Origin of the sequence: Pseudomonas sp. BS3782 TE3695, from assembly GCF_050435305.1 — a bacterium.
In the GTDB taxonomy this organism is placed as follows: Bacteria; Pseudomonadota; Gammaproteobacteria; order Pseudomonadales; family Pseudomonadaceae; genus Aquipseudomonas.
This window is the reverse complement of sequence record NZ_JBNDKB010000001.1, coordinates 4,909,671-4,926,845: the sequence shown is the minus strand read 5'-3', so window position 1 is coordinate 4,926,845 and position 17,175 is coordinate 4,909,671. Positions and strand designations below refer to the sequence as shown.

The 17,175-nt window shown below is 59.5% G+C and carries 17 protein-coding genes; all 17 read right to left on the bottom strand.

What is annotated here, in order from left to right; genetic code table 11:
* Positions 1-63 precede the first annotated feature (63 nt).
* The 17 genes from ABH909_RS22210 to ABH909_RS22130 all read right to left on the bottom strand — a co-directional run bounded on the left by ABH909_RS22210 (position 64) and on the right by ABH909_RS22130 (position 16,771).
* Positions 64-378, bottom strand: coding sequence for a helix-turn-helix domain-containing protein (locus tag ABH909_RS22210; protein ID WP_429437131.1), 315 nt, complete (start codon positions 376-378; stop codon positions 64-66).
* Positions 368-718 (bottom strand): toxin, encoded by a 351-nt coding sequence (locus ABH909_RS22205; protein WP_429440061.1) that lies wholly within the window; start codon positions 716-718, stop codon positions 368-370. The genes ABH909_RS22210 and ABH909_RS22205 overlap by 11 nt, the downstream gene beginning before the upstream one ends.
* Positions 719-900: 182 nt before the next feature.
* On the bottom strand, positions 901-1,278 hold the full coding sequence (locus tag ABH909_RS22200; RefSeq protein WP_123358328.1) for a type II toxin-antitoxin system VapC family toxin: 378 nt from the start codon (positions 1,276-1,278) through the stop codon (positions 901-903).
* Complete coding sequence (locus ABH909_RS22195) at positions 1,275-1,658, bottom strand: type II toxin-antitoxin system Phd/YefM family antitoxin (protein ID WP_429437128.1); 384 nt, start codon at positions 1,656-1,658, stop codon at positions 1,275-1,277. Before ABH909_RS22195 ends, ABH909_RS22200 begins: the two co-directional genes overlap by 4 nt.
* 174 nt (positions 1,659-1,832) lie before the next feature.
* Entirely contained in the window at positions 1,833-3,296 is a 1,464-nt protein-coding gene (gene nuoN / locus ABH909_RS22190) for an NADH-quinone oxidoreductase subunit NuoN (protein WP_429437125.1), read from the bottom strand.
* 7 nt (positions 3,297-3,303) lie between these two features.
* A complete protein-coding gene (nuoM, locus tag ABH909_RS22185; RefSeq protein ID WP_429437123.1) occupies positions 3,304-4,836 on the bottom strand; it encodes an NADH-quinone oxidoreductase subunit M in 1,533 nt (510 codons plus the stop codon).
* Positions 4,837-4,875: 39 nt separating this feature from the next.
* Entirely contained in the window at positions 4,876-6,729 is a 1,854-nt protein-coding gene (gene nuoL / locus ABH909_RS22180) for an NADH-quinone oxidoreductase subunit L (RefSeq protein ID WP_429437121.1), read from the bottom strand.
* The gene (gene nuoK, locus ABH909_RS22175) at positions 6,726-7,034 is read right to left on the bottom strand and encodes an NADH-quinone oxidoreductase subunit NuoK (RefSeq protein WP_007905077.1); all 309 of its coding nucleotides are present in this window, start codon (positions 7,032-7,034) and stop codon (positions 6,726-6,728) included. The genes nuoL and nuoK overlap by 4 nt, the downstream gene beginning before the upstream one ends.
* Before the next feature lie 2 nt (positions 7,035-7,036).
* The gene (nuoJ, locus tag ABH909_RS22170) at positions 7,037-7,540 is read right to left on the bottom strand and encodes an NADH-quinone oxidoreductase subunit J (protein ID WP_007905076.1); all 504 of its coding nucleotides are present in this window, start codon (positions 7,538-7,540) and stop codon (positions 7,037-7,039) included.
* A 9-nt stretch (positions 7,541-7,549) separates the two neighbouring features.
* Positions 7,550-8,095 (bottom strand): NADH-quinone oxidoreductase subunit NuoI, encoded by a 546-nt coding sequence (nuoI, locus tag ABH909_RS22165; protein ID WP_008014903.1) that lies wholly within the window; start codon positions 8,093-8,095, stop codon positions 7,550-7,552.
* A 12-nt stretch (positions 8,096-8,107) separates the two neighbouring features.
* Entirely contained in the window at positions 8,108-9,115 is a 1,008-nt protein-coding gene (nuoH, locus tag ABH909_RS22160) for an NADH-quinone oxidoreductase subunit NuoH (protein ID WP_008068290.1), read from the bottom strand.
* Positions 9,112-11,826: an NADH-quinone oxidoreductase subunit NuoG gene (gene nuoG, locus ABH909_RS22155; RefSeq protein ID WP_429437118.1), complete on the bottom strand. Its 2,715-nt coding sequence runs from the start codon at positions 11,824-11,826 to the stop codon at positions 9,112-9,114. The genes nuoH and nuoG overlap by 4 nt, the downstream gene beginning before the upstream one ends.
* A gap of 137 nt (positions 11,827-11,963) precedes the next feature.
* Positions 11,964-13,319, bottom strand: coding sequence for an NADH-quinone oxidoreductase subunit NuoF (gene nuoF / locus ABH909_RS22150; RefSeq protein ID WP_007905061.1), 1,356 nt, complete (start codon positions 13,317-13,319; stop codon positions 11,964-11,966).
* On the bottom strand, positions 13,316-13,813 hold the full coding sequence (nuoE, locus tag ABH909_RS22145; RefSeq protein ID WP_007905058.1) for an NADH-quinone oxidoreductase subunit NuoE: 498 nt from the start codon (positions 13,811-13,813) through the stop codon (positions 13,316-13,318). Before nuoE ends, nuoF begins: the two co-directional genes overlap by 4 nt.
* 2 nt (positions 13,814-13,815) lie before the next feature.
* Positions 13,816-15,600, bottom strand: coding sequence for an NADH-quinone oxidoreductase subunit C/D (gene nuoC / locus ABH909_RS22140; RefSeq protein ID WP_429437116.1), 1,785 nt, complete (start codon positions 15,598-15,600; stop codon positions 13,816-13,818).
* Positions 15,601-15,672: 72 nt separating this feature from the next.
* Entirely contained in the window at positions 15,673-16,347 is a 675-nt protein-coding gene (locus ABH909_RS22135) for a NuoB/complex I 20 kDa subunit family protein (protein ID WP_048396919.1), read from the bottom strand.
* Between the two features lie 10 nt (positions 16,348-16,357).
* Positions 16,358-16,771 (bottom strand): NADH-quinone oxidoreductase subunit A, encoded by a 414-nt coding sequence (locus tag ABH909_RS22130; RefSeq protein ID WP_007905050.1) that lies wholly within the window; start codon positions 16,769-16,771, stop codon positions 16,358-16,360.
* Between the last annotated feature and the right edge of the window lie 404 nt (positions 16,772-17,175).

Genomic DNA, 17,175 nt, shown 5'->3' with positions numbered 1-17,175 from the left:
CCTTCGATTAACTGTGGGAGCGGGCTTGCTCGCGAAGACGTCATTGAGTACACCGCAAACACTTCAGGTCAGCGCCGCCAGTTGTTCAACCGTCTCCGGAAAACGCTCGACCAGCCGGATCAACGTTGTCGCCTGAGCATTAGGTTTCGCCCGTCCTTGCTCCCAGTTCTCCAGCGTCCGGGTATTCGTACGCAAATACATCGCGAATACCGAACGGGAAAGGTTGAGCTGTTGGCGTATGGCTACCACTTCCTCGGCAGTAATTGGTACCAGTTTTGGCAATTTGACCTTGTGGGTTCGCAGCGTGACCTTGCCTTGGCGCTCATCGGCCAAGGCGTCAAGGCCTTCCATCAGTTCGGCAAAAATGTCACGTTTCATAGTGGGATCTCGTGTTGATTTCGCTATATAGAGTTTGTCTGAAAAGTTTCTTCTGGGAAGGCGACAAGTCGTCTTGCTCGTTTTTGCTATATACGGTGAACAGCCAGAATTGATCAAAACCCGACCACCAGTAATAAATCACCCTTAGTCCACTGCGCTTGCCTTTGCCTCGTCGCTGGTCGGAGAAACGGACCTTTCGCAACCCGCCCATACCTTCCACCAGGTCGCCGGTTTCCGGGTTTTTCAGCAGCTCCAGTTGAAAGCTGCGAAACAGTTCGTCGTCCAGGTAGTCATTTCTATGCTTTTGAAATGCGGGTAATTCGATAAAAAGAGCGTCCATGTTCTGTACGTTACCTGCGTATATTTCTATCACAAGAATCGAATAGGTCAAGGCTTCTGTGCCTGCCAATTCGGTCAAGTCATTACATTAATGTCGAAGGCGAGATCGGGATGTAGGACGCGGCTGATTCCCCCGCGAGGCGATTCTGGATATCGGGGGAGGAGAGGGGCGAGGTGGGCCGGTTAAACCAGAATTGCTAAATCTGTGTACCTGGCCACCAATGGGTCGGCGGTGAGCAGTTTCATTGGCTCTGTCATGGCCGTTGCAACAATGAGCCGATCAAATGGGTCACGGTGGTGATGTTCGAGGTCCTTCACTGCTATGGCATGTTCTGAGGTCACTGGTAGTTCGATGAAACCGCTTTCGAGGCTGTACTGCCGGATTTCCTCCAGGTCAACGTCTAGCTTTCCTAGTCCAACCTTGATCGCCATCTCCCAGAATGTCGCTGCACTGATGTAAATATCGGCTGCGTTCTCAATTAGCTTTCTGGCTTTGCCAGATAGTTTGGGGTCATCACTGAGCGTCCAAAGCAAGATGTGTGTGTCGAGCAAAACCCTCATTCCTGGGTCCCCTCAAAAGCATCCAGCATTTCGTCGGGAAGCGGCGCGTCAAAGTCGTCAGCGAGAACCAGTTTGCCTTTCATTGCACCAATACGACGTCCGCAGGGCTTGCCCACGGGGACTAATCGGGCAAGGGCTCGCCCATGTTTGGCAATAGTGATGATCTGCCCGGCTGCCGCGTCATCGACGAGCTTGGACAAATTGTTTTTTGCTTCGGCTAATGGAACGATGATCATAAGTTCTCCTGCATATTCTGGACAAATATAGCCAGAATATTTGGAGGCGGCAAAGGGGAGAGGACGATAGGTCAAACTGCTATGTGCCGAGTGAGGGGGGAATTCAAAACCATTTTCCGACCTCGAAAGAATTTCTAGCTTCATGGGATGCTCCTGATTAACTCTTCACCACCTTAGCGCTCAGCAGCAACTGCCGGATGTCAGCCAATGCTGATGTCTTCGCAGTCCCTTTCCGAAGAAAGGGGAGACAATCCCCTAAACGCAAAAACGGCACCCGAAGGTGCCGTTTCTGTTTTCTACCGAGTATCGCTTACGCGATCAACCCGCCAACCCCGATTGTTGAACCAGGTTCAGCAGCGGCTGTGGGTACAGGCCGAGGAAGAACGCCAGTGCGGCAATCGCCAGCAGCATCACGCCGCCTGCACGTTGTTCCCAGTGCAGTTGCGCGTCGTGGCGACGCAGGTTTGGTTCAATCAGGTACAGGGTGACCATCACACGCAGGTAGTAGAAGACGCCGATGGCGCTACCCAGTACCAGGGAGCCGACCAGCCACCATTGCTGCGACTCGACACCGGTGGCGATGATGTAGAACTTGCCGATGAAGCCCGCGGTCAGCGGGATACCGGCCAGGGACAGCATCATCACGGTCAGGACGGCGGTCAGGTACGGACGGCGCCAGAACAGGCCGCGGTATTCGTACAGGGCATCCGCGTCACGGCCGTTGTACGGCGAGGACATCAGGGTGATCACGCCGAATGCACCAAGGCTGGTGATCACGTAAGTGACCAGGTACACGCCGATGGCTTCCACGGCCAGGCCTTTGCTCGCCACCAGGGCGATCAGCAGGTAGCCGAAGTGGGCGATGGACGAGTAACCCAGCAGACGCTTGAGGTTGCTCTGGGTCAGTGCCAGCAGGTTACCGAACAGGATCGACGCGATGGCGATGAGGGTCAGCACGTCGCTCAGCACGCCACTGCTCGCCGCTGGCGAGATCTGGAACAGACGCACCATCACCGCGAACACAGCGACTTTCGACGCGGTGGCCAGGAACGCTGCCACCGGTGCCGGAGCACCTTCGTAAACGTCCGGGGTCCAGAGGTGGAACGGTACCAGCGACAACTTGAACGCCAGGCCGATCAGCATCATGCCCAGGCCCAGTTGAGCCAGCGAACTTGGCAGGCCGGTGGCCGCCAGGGCCTGACCGATACCGTTGAAGCTCAGGCTGCCGGAATCGGCGTAGAGCAAGGCCATACCGAACAACAGGAACGCGGAACCGGCAGCCGACAGCACCATGTACTTGATGCCGGCCTCCAGCGAACGCTTGTTGAAGAAGGCATATGCCACCAAACCATAAACCGGTACCGAGAGCAGTTCGAGACCGACGAACAAGCCGGCCAGGTGCTGCGCGCTGACCAAGACCAGGCCACCGGCGGCGGACATCAGGATCAGCAGGTAAAGTTCTTCACGGTTGCCCGGGTAACCCGAACCGCCATCGCCGAGGTAGGCGTGGGCGAGGGTCACACAGGCGAGGGTGGCGACCAGGATCAGCGCCATGTACAAGCAAGCGAAGGTGTCGATCTGCAGCAATGGCGTCACGGCCAGCGGCGCGACTTTCAGGGCTGGCAGGATCGACAGCAAGGCCAGGTTCAAACCTGCCACCGACAGCAGGAAGGTCTGGGAGTGGTTGCGGCGCCATGCGATAGCCAGCATCACCACGATGATCGTGGCGCTGGTGATCAACAACGGCGCAAGCGCGATAAAGTGTTGAGTCGTGAATTCCATAGCGCTCTTACCGGGCCGAAGCGAGTTGAGTGAAGGCGGTGCCGAGCCACTGCTGCACGCCATGCATCGTCGCGGCAGAGGTATCGAGGAACGGCTGCGGGTACACGCCGATGTAGATCAGCAGCGCCGCAAGCCCAACCACCATGATCAGTTCGCGACCGTCCATGCCATGCAGCACTGCGTCCGATTTCGACGGACCGAAGAAGGCACGGTGGATCATGATCAGCGAGTAGACCGAACCGAACACCAGGCCGGACGTCGCAATCACGGTAATCCATGGCGAGCTGGCAAAGGTGCCGATCAGGATCAGGAACTCGCCGACAAAGTTACCGGTCGCCGGCAAGCCCAGAGACGCGGCGGCGAAGAACAGGCTGAGGGCCGGCAGATAGGCAATCTTCGACCACAGGCCACCCATTTCACGCATATCGCGGGTGTGGGTACGCTCGTACAGCTGACCGGAGAGGATAAAGAGTGCCGCGGCCGACAGACCGTGCGCCAGCATCTGCATCACTGCGCCCTGCAGCGCCAGTTGGCTGCCGGAGTAAATGCCGATCAGTACGAAGCCCATGTGGGAAACGGACGAGAAGGCAATCAGACGCTTGATGTCGGTTTGTGCGAAGGCCAGGAACGCACCGTAGAAGATCCCGATCAGACCCAGGGTCATGGCGAACGGTGCGAACTCGGCCGAGGCATTCGGGAACAGCGGCAGGGCGAAACGCAGCAGGCCATAGGCCGCAGTCTTCAACAAGATACCGGCCAGGTCCACGGAACCCGCGGTCGGTGCCTGGGCGTGAGCGTCAGGCAGCCAGGAGTGGAACGGCACCACGGGCAGCTTGACCGCGAAGGCGATGAAGAAGCCGAGCATCAGGATGTACTCGGTGGTCATCGACATCTTGGTTTTCAACAGGTCGGCGTAGTTGAAGGTAATCACGCCGGTGTCGTTGAAGTTGACCAGTACCAGACCCAGGATCGCCACCAACATGATCAGGCCGGAAGCCTGGGTGAAGATGAAGAACTTGGTCGCCGCGTAGATCCGGGTTTTCTTGCCGTCCGAAGAACTGTGACCCCAGAGCGCGATGAGGAAGTACATCGGCACCAGCATCATTTCCCAGAAGAAGAAGAACATGAACAGGTCGAGGGCGAGGAACACGCCAACGACACCGCCCAGAATCCACATCAGGTTCAAGTGGAAGAAGCCCACGTGACGCTGAATCTCTTTCCAGGAGCAGAGTACCGAGAGGACACCCAGCAGGCCGGTCAGCAGGATCATCAATAGCGACAGGCCGTCGAGGGCCAGGTGCACGTTGATGCCGAAACGCTGGATCCAGACGTGTTTGAACTCAATCACCCAGGTCGGATCGGCGCCAGGCGCCGGTGCAAATGAATAGTCACCGTTGGCCCACAGCCAGAGGCCGAGGGAGAGCAGCAGGGACATGGTGATCAGCGCAATCCAGCGGGGGAGGGTGGCGCCGAAGCGCTCACCCATCCAGCACAGCAGGCCGCCGATGAAGGGGATCAGGATTAGCCAGGGCAGAATCATGACGGGCTCGTTTCCTTTCGCAAGTTCGCAAGGTTCATATCAGACCGCTACCAGCACGACGGCGCCGATTACCAGCACGGCACCAGCAGCCATCGAGGCGGCATACCAACGCAGTTGACCGGTCTCGGTGCGGCTCAGGGCGGTGTGACCGCCTTTGGCCATACGCGGGATCAGACCGATGGTCTGGTCGAGCGGGTCTTTGCGCAGAATGTGGCTGATCGCAAGGTAAGGCTTGACGAACAGTTTGTCGTAGATCCAGTCGAAGCCCCAGGCAGCGAACCACCAGGCCGAAAGGAAGCGGCCGACGCCGCTGTTGGCGATGGCGGTGACGAAGCGACGCTTGCCGAGGAACAGCAGCGCGGCCAGCAGGATACCGGCCAGGGCGATGGCGCCCGAGGCGATTTCCAGACTGTGCTTGGCGTCGCCGCCGGCATGGCCGACGCTTTGCGGCAGTACACCGTGCAACGGCGGAACGATCATCGCGCCGACAAACGTCGACAGTACGATCAGCACCGACAGCGGCAGCCAGTGAGCAATGCCGTGACCGGCGTGGGCTTCGGTCTTCGCTTCACCGTGGAACGCGATGAAGATCAGGCGGAAGGTGTACAGCGAGGTCATGAAGGCACCGACCAGGCCGGCATAAAGCAGACCCTGGTTACCGCTGGCGAACGCTTCCCAGAGGATTTCATCCTTGGAGTAGAAGCCCGCGGTCACCAGAGGCAAGGCCGCCAGGGCCGCGCCGCCGACGATGAAGCTGGCGTAGGCCAGTGGCAGCTTCTTCCACAGGCCGCCCATCTTGAAGATGTTCTGCTCGTGATGGCAGGCAACGATCACCGAACCGGAAGCAAGGAACAACAGCGCCTTGAAGAAGGCGTGGGTCATCAGATGGAAGATCGCGCCTTCCCACGCACCTACGCCCAGGGCCAGGAACATGTAGCCGATCTGGCTCATGGTCGAGTAGGCGAGGATCCGTTTGATGTCGGTCTGCACCAGTGCGGCAAAACCTGCCAGTACCAGCGTCACGCCACCCACGACACCGACCAGGTGCAGAATGTCCGGCGCCAGGGCGAACAGACCGTGGGTACGGGCAATCAGGTAAACACCGGCGGTCACCATGGTCGCGGCGTGGATCAGTGCCGAAACCGGAGTCGGGCCGGCCATCGCGTCCGCCAGCCAGGTTTGCAGCGGCAGTTGCGCGGATTTACCGACAGCGCCGCCCAGCAGCATCAGGGTCGCCAGCACGATCCAGAAGTCGCCGGCCTTGAAATGCTCAGGCGCCTTGACCAGCAGTTCCTGAATGTTCAGCGTGCCCAACTGCTGGAACAGGATGAACAGGCCGATGGCCATGAACACGTCGCCGACGCGGGTCACGATGAAGGCTTTGAGTGCCGCGTTACCGTTGTTGCGGTTGCTGTAGTAGAAACCGATCAACAGGTAGGAGCACAGGCCCACGCCTTCCCAGCCGAAGTACACGAACAGCAGGTTATCGGCCAGGACCAGGAACAGCATGCTGGCGATAAACAGGTTGGTGTAGGCGAAGAAGCGCGAGTAACCGGCTTCACCGCGCATGTACCAGGACGCGAACAGGTGGATCAGGAAGCCAACGCCGACCACCACACCCAGCATGGTCAGGGACAGACCATCCAGGTACAGCGCGAAGTTAGGCGTGAAGCCTTCCACCGCCATCCACTGCCACAACACCTGGGTGTAGTGACCGCCTTCAGGGGGCGCAACGTTGAACTGCCAGATGATGTAGGCCGTGACGATTGCCGACAGGCCAATGGAGCCGACGCCAATCAGCGCCGAAAGGTTTTCCGAGAGGCGTCCACGGGAGAACGACAGCAGCAGGAAACCAATGAGAGGGAATACGAAAGTCAGATAGAGAAAGTTCATCCGCGCATCTCGCTGGCAGCGTCGATATCGAGAGTGTGGAAGCGGCGATACAGCTGCAACAGAATCGCCAGGCCAATACTGGCCTCGGCGGCTGCCAGGCTGATCACCAGGATGAACATGATCTGTCCATCCGGTTGGCCCCAGCGGCTACCGGCAACGATGAACGCCAACGCGGAGGCATTCATCATGACCTCCAGGCTCATCAGCACGAAGAGAATGTTGCGCCGAACCATCAGGCCGACCAGACCGAGGCAGAACAGGATGCCGGCGACCGCCAGACCATGCTCCAAAGGGATAGCAGGCATCGTCATTGCTCCTTGGCTTCGTTGCGGCCCAAGTGGAATGCCGTAACCGCTGCGGCGAGCAGCAGCATCGAGGCGAGTTCGACCACCAGCAGATACGGACCGAACAGGCTGATGCCCACGGCCTTGGCGTCTACGGTGGTGTGGCCGATGGCCTGACCGCTGGCATCGCTGAACAGCACATACAGCAGTTCAACCAGCAGCAGGGTGCCGAGGGCGACCGGGCCCAGCCAGATGCCGGGCTTGAGCCAGACGCGCTCTTGCTGAACCGAGGCCGGGCCCAGGTTCAGCATCATTACCACGAACACAAACAGCACCATGATGGCGCCGGCGTAGGCGATCACTTCCAGTACACCGGCAAACGGTGCGCCGAGGGCGAAGAACGTCATGGCCACGGCGATCAGCGAAATGATCAGGTAGAGCAGGGCGTGCACGGGGTTGGTGTTGGTGATCACGCGAAGCGTGGACACAACAGCGATACCCGATGCGAAATAGAAAGCGAATTCCATCTTTCTTCCTTAAGGCAGCAAGCTCTTCACGTTGATCGGCTGGGCTTCATTCTGCGCGGCGCCTTTAGGCTTACCGGCAATCGCCATACCTGCAACACGATAGAAGTTGTAATCAGGGTTTTTGCCGGGGCCGGAGATCAAAAGATCTTCTTTCTCGTACACCAGGTCCTGACGTTTGAACTCGGCCATTTCGAAATCCGGTGTCAGCTGGATCGCGGTGGTCGGGCAGGCTTCCTCGCAGAGGCCGCAGAAAATGCAGCGCGAGAAGTTGATGCGGAAGAAGTCCGGGTACCAGCGACCGTCTTCGGTTTCAGCTTTCTGCAGCGAGATGCAACCCACCGGGCACGCCACGGCGCACAGGTTGCAGGCTACACAACGCTCTTCACCGTCAGGGTCGCGGGTCAGCACGATACGCCCACGGAAGCGCGGCGGCAGGTACACGGCTTCTTCCGGGTACTGCAGCGTGTCGCGCTTGCGGAAGGCGTGGCCGAAAATCATCACCAGGCTGCGAAGCTGGGTGAAGAAGCCATGCACGATGTCAAAAATGTACTTCATGATTCTCTATCCTCACTGAGCCGCGACGGCGGGCGTGTTGAGCAACACGACCGCAGCGGTCACCAGCATGTTGACGAGGGTCAGCGGCAGGCAGAACTTCCAGCTGAAATCCATCACTTGGTCATACCGTGGGCGCGGAATCGAGGCGCGCAACAGGATGAAGAACATGATGAAGAACGCGGTTTTCAGTGCAAACCAGATGAACGGGATCTGCGGCAGAATGCCGAACGGGCCGTGCCAGCCACCGAAGAACAAGGTCACCAGCAGCGCCGAAATCAGCACGATGCCGATGTACTCACCAACGAAGAACATGCCCCATTTCATGCCGGCGTATTCAATGTGGTAACCGTCGGCCAGTTCCTGTTCCGCTTCCGGCTGGTCGAACGGGTGACGGTGAGTCACGGCGACGCCAGCGATGAAGAAGGTCAGGAAACCGAAGATCTGCGGAATGATGAACCACATGTTCTGCGCCTGGTATTCAACGATGTCGCGCATGTTGAACGAGCCGACCTGGATCACGATACCCATCAGCGACAGGCCCATGAACACTTCGTACGACACGGTTTGTGCCGAGGCCCGCAAGCTGCCCAACAGGGCGAACTTGTTGTTACTCGACCAGCCGGCGAACAGCACCGCGTAGACCGACAGACCAGCCATGGCAAAGAAGAACAGGATGCCGATGTTGATATCCGCCACGCCCCAGGTCGGGGTGATCGGGATGATCGCGAAGGCCATCAGCAAGGCGCTCATGGCCACGACCGGCGCCAAGGTGAAGATCACTTTGTCGGCGAACGGCGGGGTCCAGTCTTCCTTGAAGAACATCTTGATCATGTCGGCGGCGATCTGGAACGCGCCGAACGGGCCGACGCGGTTCGGACCGTAACGGTCCTGCCAGAGGGCGAGCAGACGACGCTCGACCCAGCTCAGCAGCGCGCCGCACACCACCACGGCGAGCAGAATCACGATGGCCTTGAGGACCGCGATGATTACGTCGATCACCTCAGGAGTGAACCAGGTCATAGCGCTGCCTCCTGCAGACCGTCAACGGATTTGCCAAAGATCGCTGGCGGAATACCGGCGATACCGGCCGGTAATGCGACGAGACCGGCACCTAGCTCTTCGTTGATGCGCAGTGGCAGACGCAGGGTCTGACCGGCCACGTTCAGGCTCAGCAGGGCACCGTCATTGACGCCCAGACGATCGGCTTCGGACTTGGCCAGCGACAGGTAAGGAGCTGGAATGCGCTCCTGGACCGGCGCGGCTTTGGACGAGTTCTCTTCGCTGCCGAACAGGTGGAAGAACGGCACAACCTGCCAGGTGCCCGGAGCCGGGTTGAACGCGCGTGGAACACTGGCGAACCAGTTCAGCGAATCACCGGTGCTTTCGATCAGGCGAGTGCCCGGGTCGCCCGCACGGAGGTGACCACCGACTTCGTCCTGGAACTTGTTCCAGGCTTGCGGCGAGTTCCAGCCCGGAGACCAGGCGAAGGGTACTTGCTGACGCGGTTCGACCGAGCCCGAGTAACCTTCCATGGAGAACGAGAACGCGGTGTCGTTGTCCTGGGAAGTACGCGGTTCGTGCACGCTGATGTCGGCGCGCATGGCAGTCCGGCCGCTGTAACGCAGCGGTTCGCGAGCCAGTTTCAGGCCTTTGATGCGGAACGCGGCGGACGGTGCGGCATCGACGATGCGCGCCAGTTGCGGTTTGCTCGCAGCAACGGCAGCGGTGACGTGGTCCAGTTGGGTCCAGTCGATCGGCTGGTTCAGCAGGGTCGAACGCAGGGCATGCAGCCAGCGCCAGCCTTCATGAACCAGAATGCTTGCGTCGAGGTAAGTCGGGTCGAAGACCTGGAAGAAACGCTGGGCGCGGCCTTCCTGGCTGACCAGCGTACCGTCGCCTTCAGCGAAGCTGGCCGCTGGCAGCACCAGGTGCGCGCGATCGCTGGTGGCGGTCTTCTGATGGTCCGCCACGATCACCACTTTCGCGGCGCTCAGGGCAGCATCGACACGAGCTTTGTCGGTACGGGTGTACAGATCGTTTTCCAGCACGACGATGGCGTCGGCCTTACCGTCGATCACCGCTTGCAGGGCTGCATCGACCGAGTCACCGCCGAGCATGGCCAGGCCGAGGCTGTTGGCCTCTGGCACGATCAGGCTGATGGAACCGTTCTTCTCGCGCAGCTTCAGGGCCTTGGCGATGTTCGCTGCAGCTTCGATCAACGCCTTGGAACCCAGCGAGGTACCGGCAATGATCAACGGACGCTTGGCAGCGAGCAGGGCGTTGGCGATGCGCTGAGCCAGTTCGAGGGCTTCAGCGTCCAGGCCTTCAACGGCCGGCGCGCTGGCATCGAGGGCGTGAGCCACGGCGAAACCGATGCGGGCCAGGTCGTCGGGAGCGGCGTGGACGCATTCTTCCGCCACGTCGTCGAGCTTGGTTTCAGCCAGGCTGGCGATGAACAGCGGGTTCAGCGCGTCCTGGCCGATGTTCTTCACCGCAGCATCGAGCCATGGCTGAACGCGCATGGCGTCGGCCATGTCTTCGGCCTTGCCCTTGACCGATTGACGCAGGGCCAGGGCCATGCGCGCAGCTGTCTGGGTCAGGTCTTCGCCGAGGACGAATATCGCATCGTGATCTTCGATGTCGCGCATGTTCGGGATCGGCAGCGGGCTGTCTTTGAGCACCTGCACAACCAGGCGAATGCGCTCAAGTTCAGCAGCTTCGATACCGGAGTAGAAGTGCTCGGCACCCACCAGTTCCAGCAACGCATAGTTGCTTTCGAGGCTGGCGCGCGGCGAACCGATACCGACGATGTTGCGACCGCGCAGCAAGTCAGCGGCTTTATCCAGCGCTTCGTCGAGGCTCAGCTTGGTGCCGTTGGCCAGCAATGGCTGACGCGGGCGGTCTTCGCGGTTGACGTAGCCATAGCCGAAACGGCCGCGGTCGCACAGGAAGTACTGGTTCACCGAACCATTGAAACGGTTTTCGATGCGACGCACTTCGCCGTAACGCTCGCCCGGGGAAATGTTGCAACCGCTGGAGCAGCCATGGCAGATACTCGGCGAGAACTGCATGTCCCACTTGCGGTTGTAGCGCTCGGAGTGCGTCTTGTCGGTGAACACACCGGTCGGGCAGACCTCGGTGAGGTTGCCGGAGAACTCGCTTTCCAGCACGCCGTCTTCAACGCGACCGAAGTACACGTTGTCGTGGGCGCCGAATACGCCGAGGTCGGTGCCGCCGGCGTAGTCCTTATAGAAACGCACGCAGCGATAGCAAGCGATGCAGCGGTTCATTTCGTGGGAAATGAACGGGCCCAGTTGCTGGTTCTGGTGAGTACGCTTGGTGAAGCGATAACGGCGCTCGTTGTGGCCGGTCATCACCGTCATGTCTTGCAGGTGGCAGTGACCGCCTTCCTCACAGACCGGGCAGTCGTGAGGGTGGTTGGTCATCAACCATTCGACGACGCTTGCGCGAAACACTTTCGCTTCTTCGTCGTCGATGGAGATCCAGCTGCCGTCGGTGGCGGGGGTCATGCAAGACATGACGATCCGACCACGCTTGTCGTTCTCGTCGGTGTACTGCTTGACCGCGCACTGGCGGCAAGCGCCAACGCTGCCAAGGGCTGGGTGCCAGCAGAAATAAGGAATATCGAGGCCTAGCGACAGACACGCCTGTAACAGGTTGTCTGCCCCATCGACTTCGAGCTCTTTGCCGTCTACGTGGATAGTGGCCATGGTTCAAAGTTCTTCGTTGGCCCGGTGTCAGCGGGCGTGGCTAATGGAATCTTGTTATTCGCGTGAATCAACACAGCCGTTTACGGCGTCATCACACGACAAAGCGAAGGGCACGGACCCTTCGCTTTTTTAAGCGTTTACGCGCCGACTACGATCGGCTTTGCCAGAGGCGGGACGACGGCGCTGGTGGGCGCGATGCCGGCTTCGAACTCTGGACGGAAGTATTTGATGGCACTGCCCAACGGCTCCACGGCACCCGGTGCGTGAGCACAGAAGGTCTTGCCCGGGCCGAGGAAACCGACCAGACCCAGCAGGGTCTCGATATCGCCGGCTTGCCCTTCACCGTTTTCGATCGCGCGCAGCAGCTTGACGCTCCACGGCAGGCCGTCACGGCATGGGGTGCAGAAGCCACAGGATTCGCGGGAGAAGAACTCTTCCATGTTGCGCAGCAACGACACCATGTTGACGCTGTCGTCCACCGCCATGGCCAGGCCGGTACCCATACGGGTGCCCACCTTGGCGATGCCGCCGGCATACATTTGTGCGTCCAGGTGCTCAGGCAACAGGAAACCGGTACCGGCGCCGCCTGGCTGCCAGCACTTGAGCTTGTAACCGTCGCGCATGCCGCCGGCGTAGTCTTCGAACAACTCGCGACCGGTGACGCCGAACGGCAATTCCCACAGGCCCGGGTTCTTGACCTTGCCGGAGAAGCCCATGAGCTTGGTGCCCATGTCTTCGCTGCCTTCGCGGGCCAACGATTTGTACCAGTCCACGCCGTCGGCAATGATCGCCGGCACGTTGCACAGGGTTTCCACGTTGTTCACGCAAGTCGGTTTGCCCCACACGCCGACGGCGGCAGGGAAGGGTGGCTTGGAGCGCGGGTTGGCGCGGCGGCCTTCGAGGGAGTTGATCAGTGCGGTTTCTTCACCGCAGATGTAACGCCCGGCGCCGGTGTGCACGAACAGCTCGAAATCGAAGCCGCTGCCCAGGATGTTTTTACCCAGCAGGCCTGCTGCCTTGGCTTCTTCCACGGCACGGTTGAGGTGCTTGGCGGCGGTGGTGTATTCGCCACGCAGGAAGATGTAGCCACGGTAGGTTTTCAGCGCGCGAGCACTGATCAGCATGCCTTCGATCAGCAGATGGGGCAGTTGCTCCATCAGCATGCGGTCTTTCCAGGTGTTCGGCTCCATCTCATCCGCGTTGCACAGCAGGTAGCGGATGTTGATGGATTCGTCCTTGGGCATCAGGCCCCACTTCACGCCCGTGGGGAAGCCTGCACCGCCGCGGCCCTTGAGGCCGGAATCTTTCACGGTCTGGACGATGTCGTCCTGGGCCATGTCGGCGAAGGCCTTGCGCGCAGCGGCGTAACCGTTCTTGGCCTGGTATTCGTCGAGCCATACGGCTTCGCCGTCGTCACGCAGACGCCAGGTGAGCGGGTGAGTCTCGGCCGAACGCTTGATGCGGTTGGCTGGACCAAAGGAAGTCAGGGTCATACGTAGCCCTCGAGCAATTTGGCAACGCCGGCAGGCTGCACATCACCGAATGTGTCGTCGTCGATCATCAACGCCGGCGCCTTGTCGCAGTTGCCGAGGCAGCAGACCGGCAGCAGGGTGAAACGACCGTCGGCGGTGGTCTGACCCAGGCCGATGCCCAGCTTGCTCTGGATTTCGCTGACCACCGACTCGTGGCCGCCGATGTAGCAGACCATGCTGTCGCAGACGCGAATGATGTGACGGCCCACCGGCTGACGGAAGATCTGGCTGTAGAACGTCGCCACGCCTTCAACGTCGCTGGCCGGGATGCCGAGGATTTCGCCGATGGCGTAGAGCGCGCCATCAGGCACCCAGCCACGTTCCTTCTGGACGATCTTCAAGGCTTCGATCGACGCCGCGCGCGGGTCTTCGTAGTGATGCAGCTCATGCTCGATGGCCGAGCGCTCGGTTTCGCTCAGGGCGAAACGGTCTGTCAGGATAAGCGTGCTGTTCATGCTTAACGGTCCACGTCGGCCATAACGAAATCGATACTACCCAGGTACGCGATCAAGTCCGCGACCATGCTGCCTTTGATCACCGAAGGGATCTGCTGCAAGTGCGGGAAGCTTGGGGTGCGAATCCGGGTGCGGTAGCTCATGGTGCCGCCATCGCTCGTCAGGTAATAACTGTTGATGCCCTTGGTCGCTTCGATCATCTGGAAGGATTCGTTGGCCGGCATCACCGGGCCCCACGAAACTTGCAGGAAGTGCGTGATCAGGGTCTCGATGTGTTGCAGCGTGCGCTCTTTGGGCGGCGGCGTGGTCAGCGGGTGATCCGCCTTGTACGGGCCTTCCGGCATGTTGCGCATGCACTGCTCGATGATCTTGATGCTCTGGCGCATTTCTTCGACGCGAACGATGCAACGGTCATAGGCATCGCCATTGGCCGCCAGCGGCACTTCGAATTCGAAGTTCTCGTAACCCGAGTAAGGGCGCGCCTTGCGCAGGTCGAAATCGCAACCAGTCGAACGCAGGCCGGCACCGGTGACGCCCCATTCCAGGGCTTCCTTGGTGTTGTAGGCGGCGACGCCGATGGTGCGGCCACGCAGGATGCTGTTGTCCAGTGCGGCTTTCTGGTATTCGTCCAGACGCTTGGGCATCCACTCGACGAAATCCTTGACCAGTTTTTCCCAGCCGCGCGGCAGGTCGTGGGCGACGCCACCGATGCGGTACCAGGCCGGGTGCAGACGGAAACCGGTAATGGCTTCGATCACCGTGTACGCCTTCTGGCGGTCGGTGAAGGTGAAGAACACCGGGGTCATGGCGCCGACGTCCTGGATGTAAGTCCCCAGGAACAACAGGTGGCTGGTGATCCGGAAGAACTCGGCCATCATGATGCGGATGACGTCGACCTTCTCGGGCACCTTGATGCCGGCCAGCTTTTCGACCGAGAGCACGTACGGCAGGTTGTTCATCACACCACCGAGGTAGTCGATACGGTCGGTGTACGGAATGAAGCTGTGCCAGGACTGACGCTCGGCCATTTTCTCGGCACCACGGTGGTGGTAACCGACGTCCGGCACGCAGTCGACGATCTCTTCACCGTCCAGCTGCAGAATGATGCGGAACGCACCGTGCGCCGAAGGGTGGTTAGGGCCGAGGTTGAGGAACATGTAGTCCTCGTTCGGCCCGGAACGCTTCATGCCCCAGTCTTCAGGCTTGAAGCGCGCGGCTTCTTCCTCAAGCTGTTGCTTGGCCAGGGTCAGGCTGAACGGGTCGAACTCGGTGGCGCGGGCCGGGAAGTCCTTGCGCAGCGGGTGACCTTCCCAGGTCGGCGGCATCATGATGCGGGTCAGGTGTGGGTGACCGGCAAAGTTGATGCCGTACATGTCCCACACTTCACGCTCGTACCAATTGGCGTTTGGCCACAGACCGGTAACGGTCGGCACGCTGAGGTCGCTCTCGGACAAGGCGACCTTGATCATTACGTCACTATTACGTTCGATCGACATCAAGTGATAGAACACAGTGAAGTCGGCGCCGCTGGGCAGCCCTTGACGCTTGGTGCGCAGACGCTCGTCCACGCCGTGCAGGTCATAGAGCATGACGTACGGCTTGGGCAGGTTACGCAGGAAGGTCAGGACTTCGACGAGTTTGGCGCGGGCAACCCAAAGCACCGGCATGCCGGTGCGCGTCGGCTGGGCGCTGAACGCCTCCGGGCCAAAACGATTGTTCAGTTCGACGACCACATCCTGGTCGTCTGCCTTGTAAGGCGGGATGTACAGAGCACTGCCTGTAGTCATGGTTATTTATCGCTTTCGGTCAACGTAAAGAATGAAGCCAGTTTCTCGTTTCTTTGTAAGAACAGATCTGGATCAGACTTCGTCGGGGCTGCGCAGGTTGGTGACTGCGATTCGCTGTTCGCGGCGCTGTTCCTTTTGCGAAGGCATCTCGGCGCGGTACACGCCTTGATCGCCGACGACCCAGGAAAGCGGACGACGCTCCTGTCCAATCGACTCCTGCAACAGCATCAAGCCTTGCAGGAAAGCTTCAGGGCGGGGCGGGCAGCCAGGCACGTAGACGTCCACGGGCAGGAACTTGTCCACCCCTTGAACGACGGAGTAGATGTCGTACATGCCACCGGAGTTGGCGCACGAACCCATGGAGATGACCCATTTGGGCTCGAGCATTTGCTCGTAGAGACGCTGAATGATCGGCGCCATCTTGATGAAGCAGGTACCGGCGATAACCATGAAATCCGCCTGACGCGGCGATGCCCGGATAACCTCGGCGCCAAAGCGCGCGATGTCGTGGGGCGCCGTGAAGGCGGTGGTCATTTCCACGTAGCAGCACGAAAGACCGAAGTTATACGGCCACAGGGAGTTCTTGCGCCCCCAGTTGATCGTGCCGTTGAGCACGTCTTCGAGCTTGCCCATGAAAATGTTTTTGTGGACTTGATCTTCTAACGGATCGGAAACGGTTTCCCGTTTGCCAATCGGATACTGCTCGTTAGGAGCATCGGGGTCGATCCTGGTGAGATTGTATTGCATTGCCAAAGCCTCATTGTTTCAGCTTCGCTTGCCGCTTGCGCCGAGCTTCCGGAGCCCAGTCAAGGGCGCCCACTCGGAATAGGTAGACAAGACCTGCCAACAGAATTGCTATGAAAACGAGAGCTTCGACGAATCCGGTCCAGCCGCTTTCGCGGACGGACACAGACCAGGCAAAGAGAAAAAGGGCTTCGATATCGAAGATCACGAAGAGCATCGCGACCAGATAGAATTTGGCTGAGAGCCGCAAGCGGGCGCCACCGGTAGGTAGCATGCCGGACTCGAACGGTTCGTTTTTGCTGCGACCCCAGGCTTTTGACCCGAGGAGGCTGGAGACGCCGAGCATGAAGGCGCAAAGGCCGCCGACACCCAGAAGGAAAATGGCAAAGCCCCAGTTGTGGGCCATGAGTCCGGTCGCTTCGGGCATGCTGGAAATCCTTAACAGAGAGCAAAGGTCTCTGAGCTTGAAAAGAAACAAAGCAGTGACGATATGTCGCAGCAATCAATCGCGGTGATTTTATGGCTAAACACCGAGCAAGTAAAATTCAGATAGCGAAATTATTTACAAGAATAAGGACATAGCCTGCCTCCAAAGCCCTGTAGCCCATGCTGCTCGGGCATTAGCGGGGGTTTTGTCAAATATGTTTTGTAGGGAATGTAACGAACATAGTTGTCGTTAAATGATAATCAATATTATTTGGCGTGCTTTTCAAACTGTTTAACAGGTGAGTGGCTGGGAAGTTGTCTTATATGCGCGTTACTGCAAGTAGCGAGCGCGGTCGTTTTACCTGATTTTCCGGTCCATGAAACTGCTCTGGATCAATGTTTTCC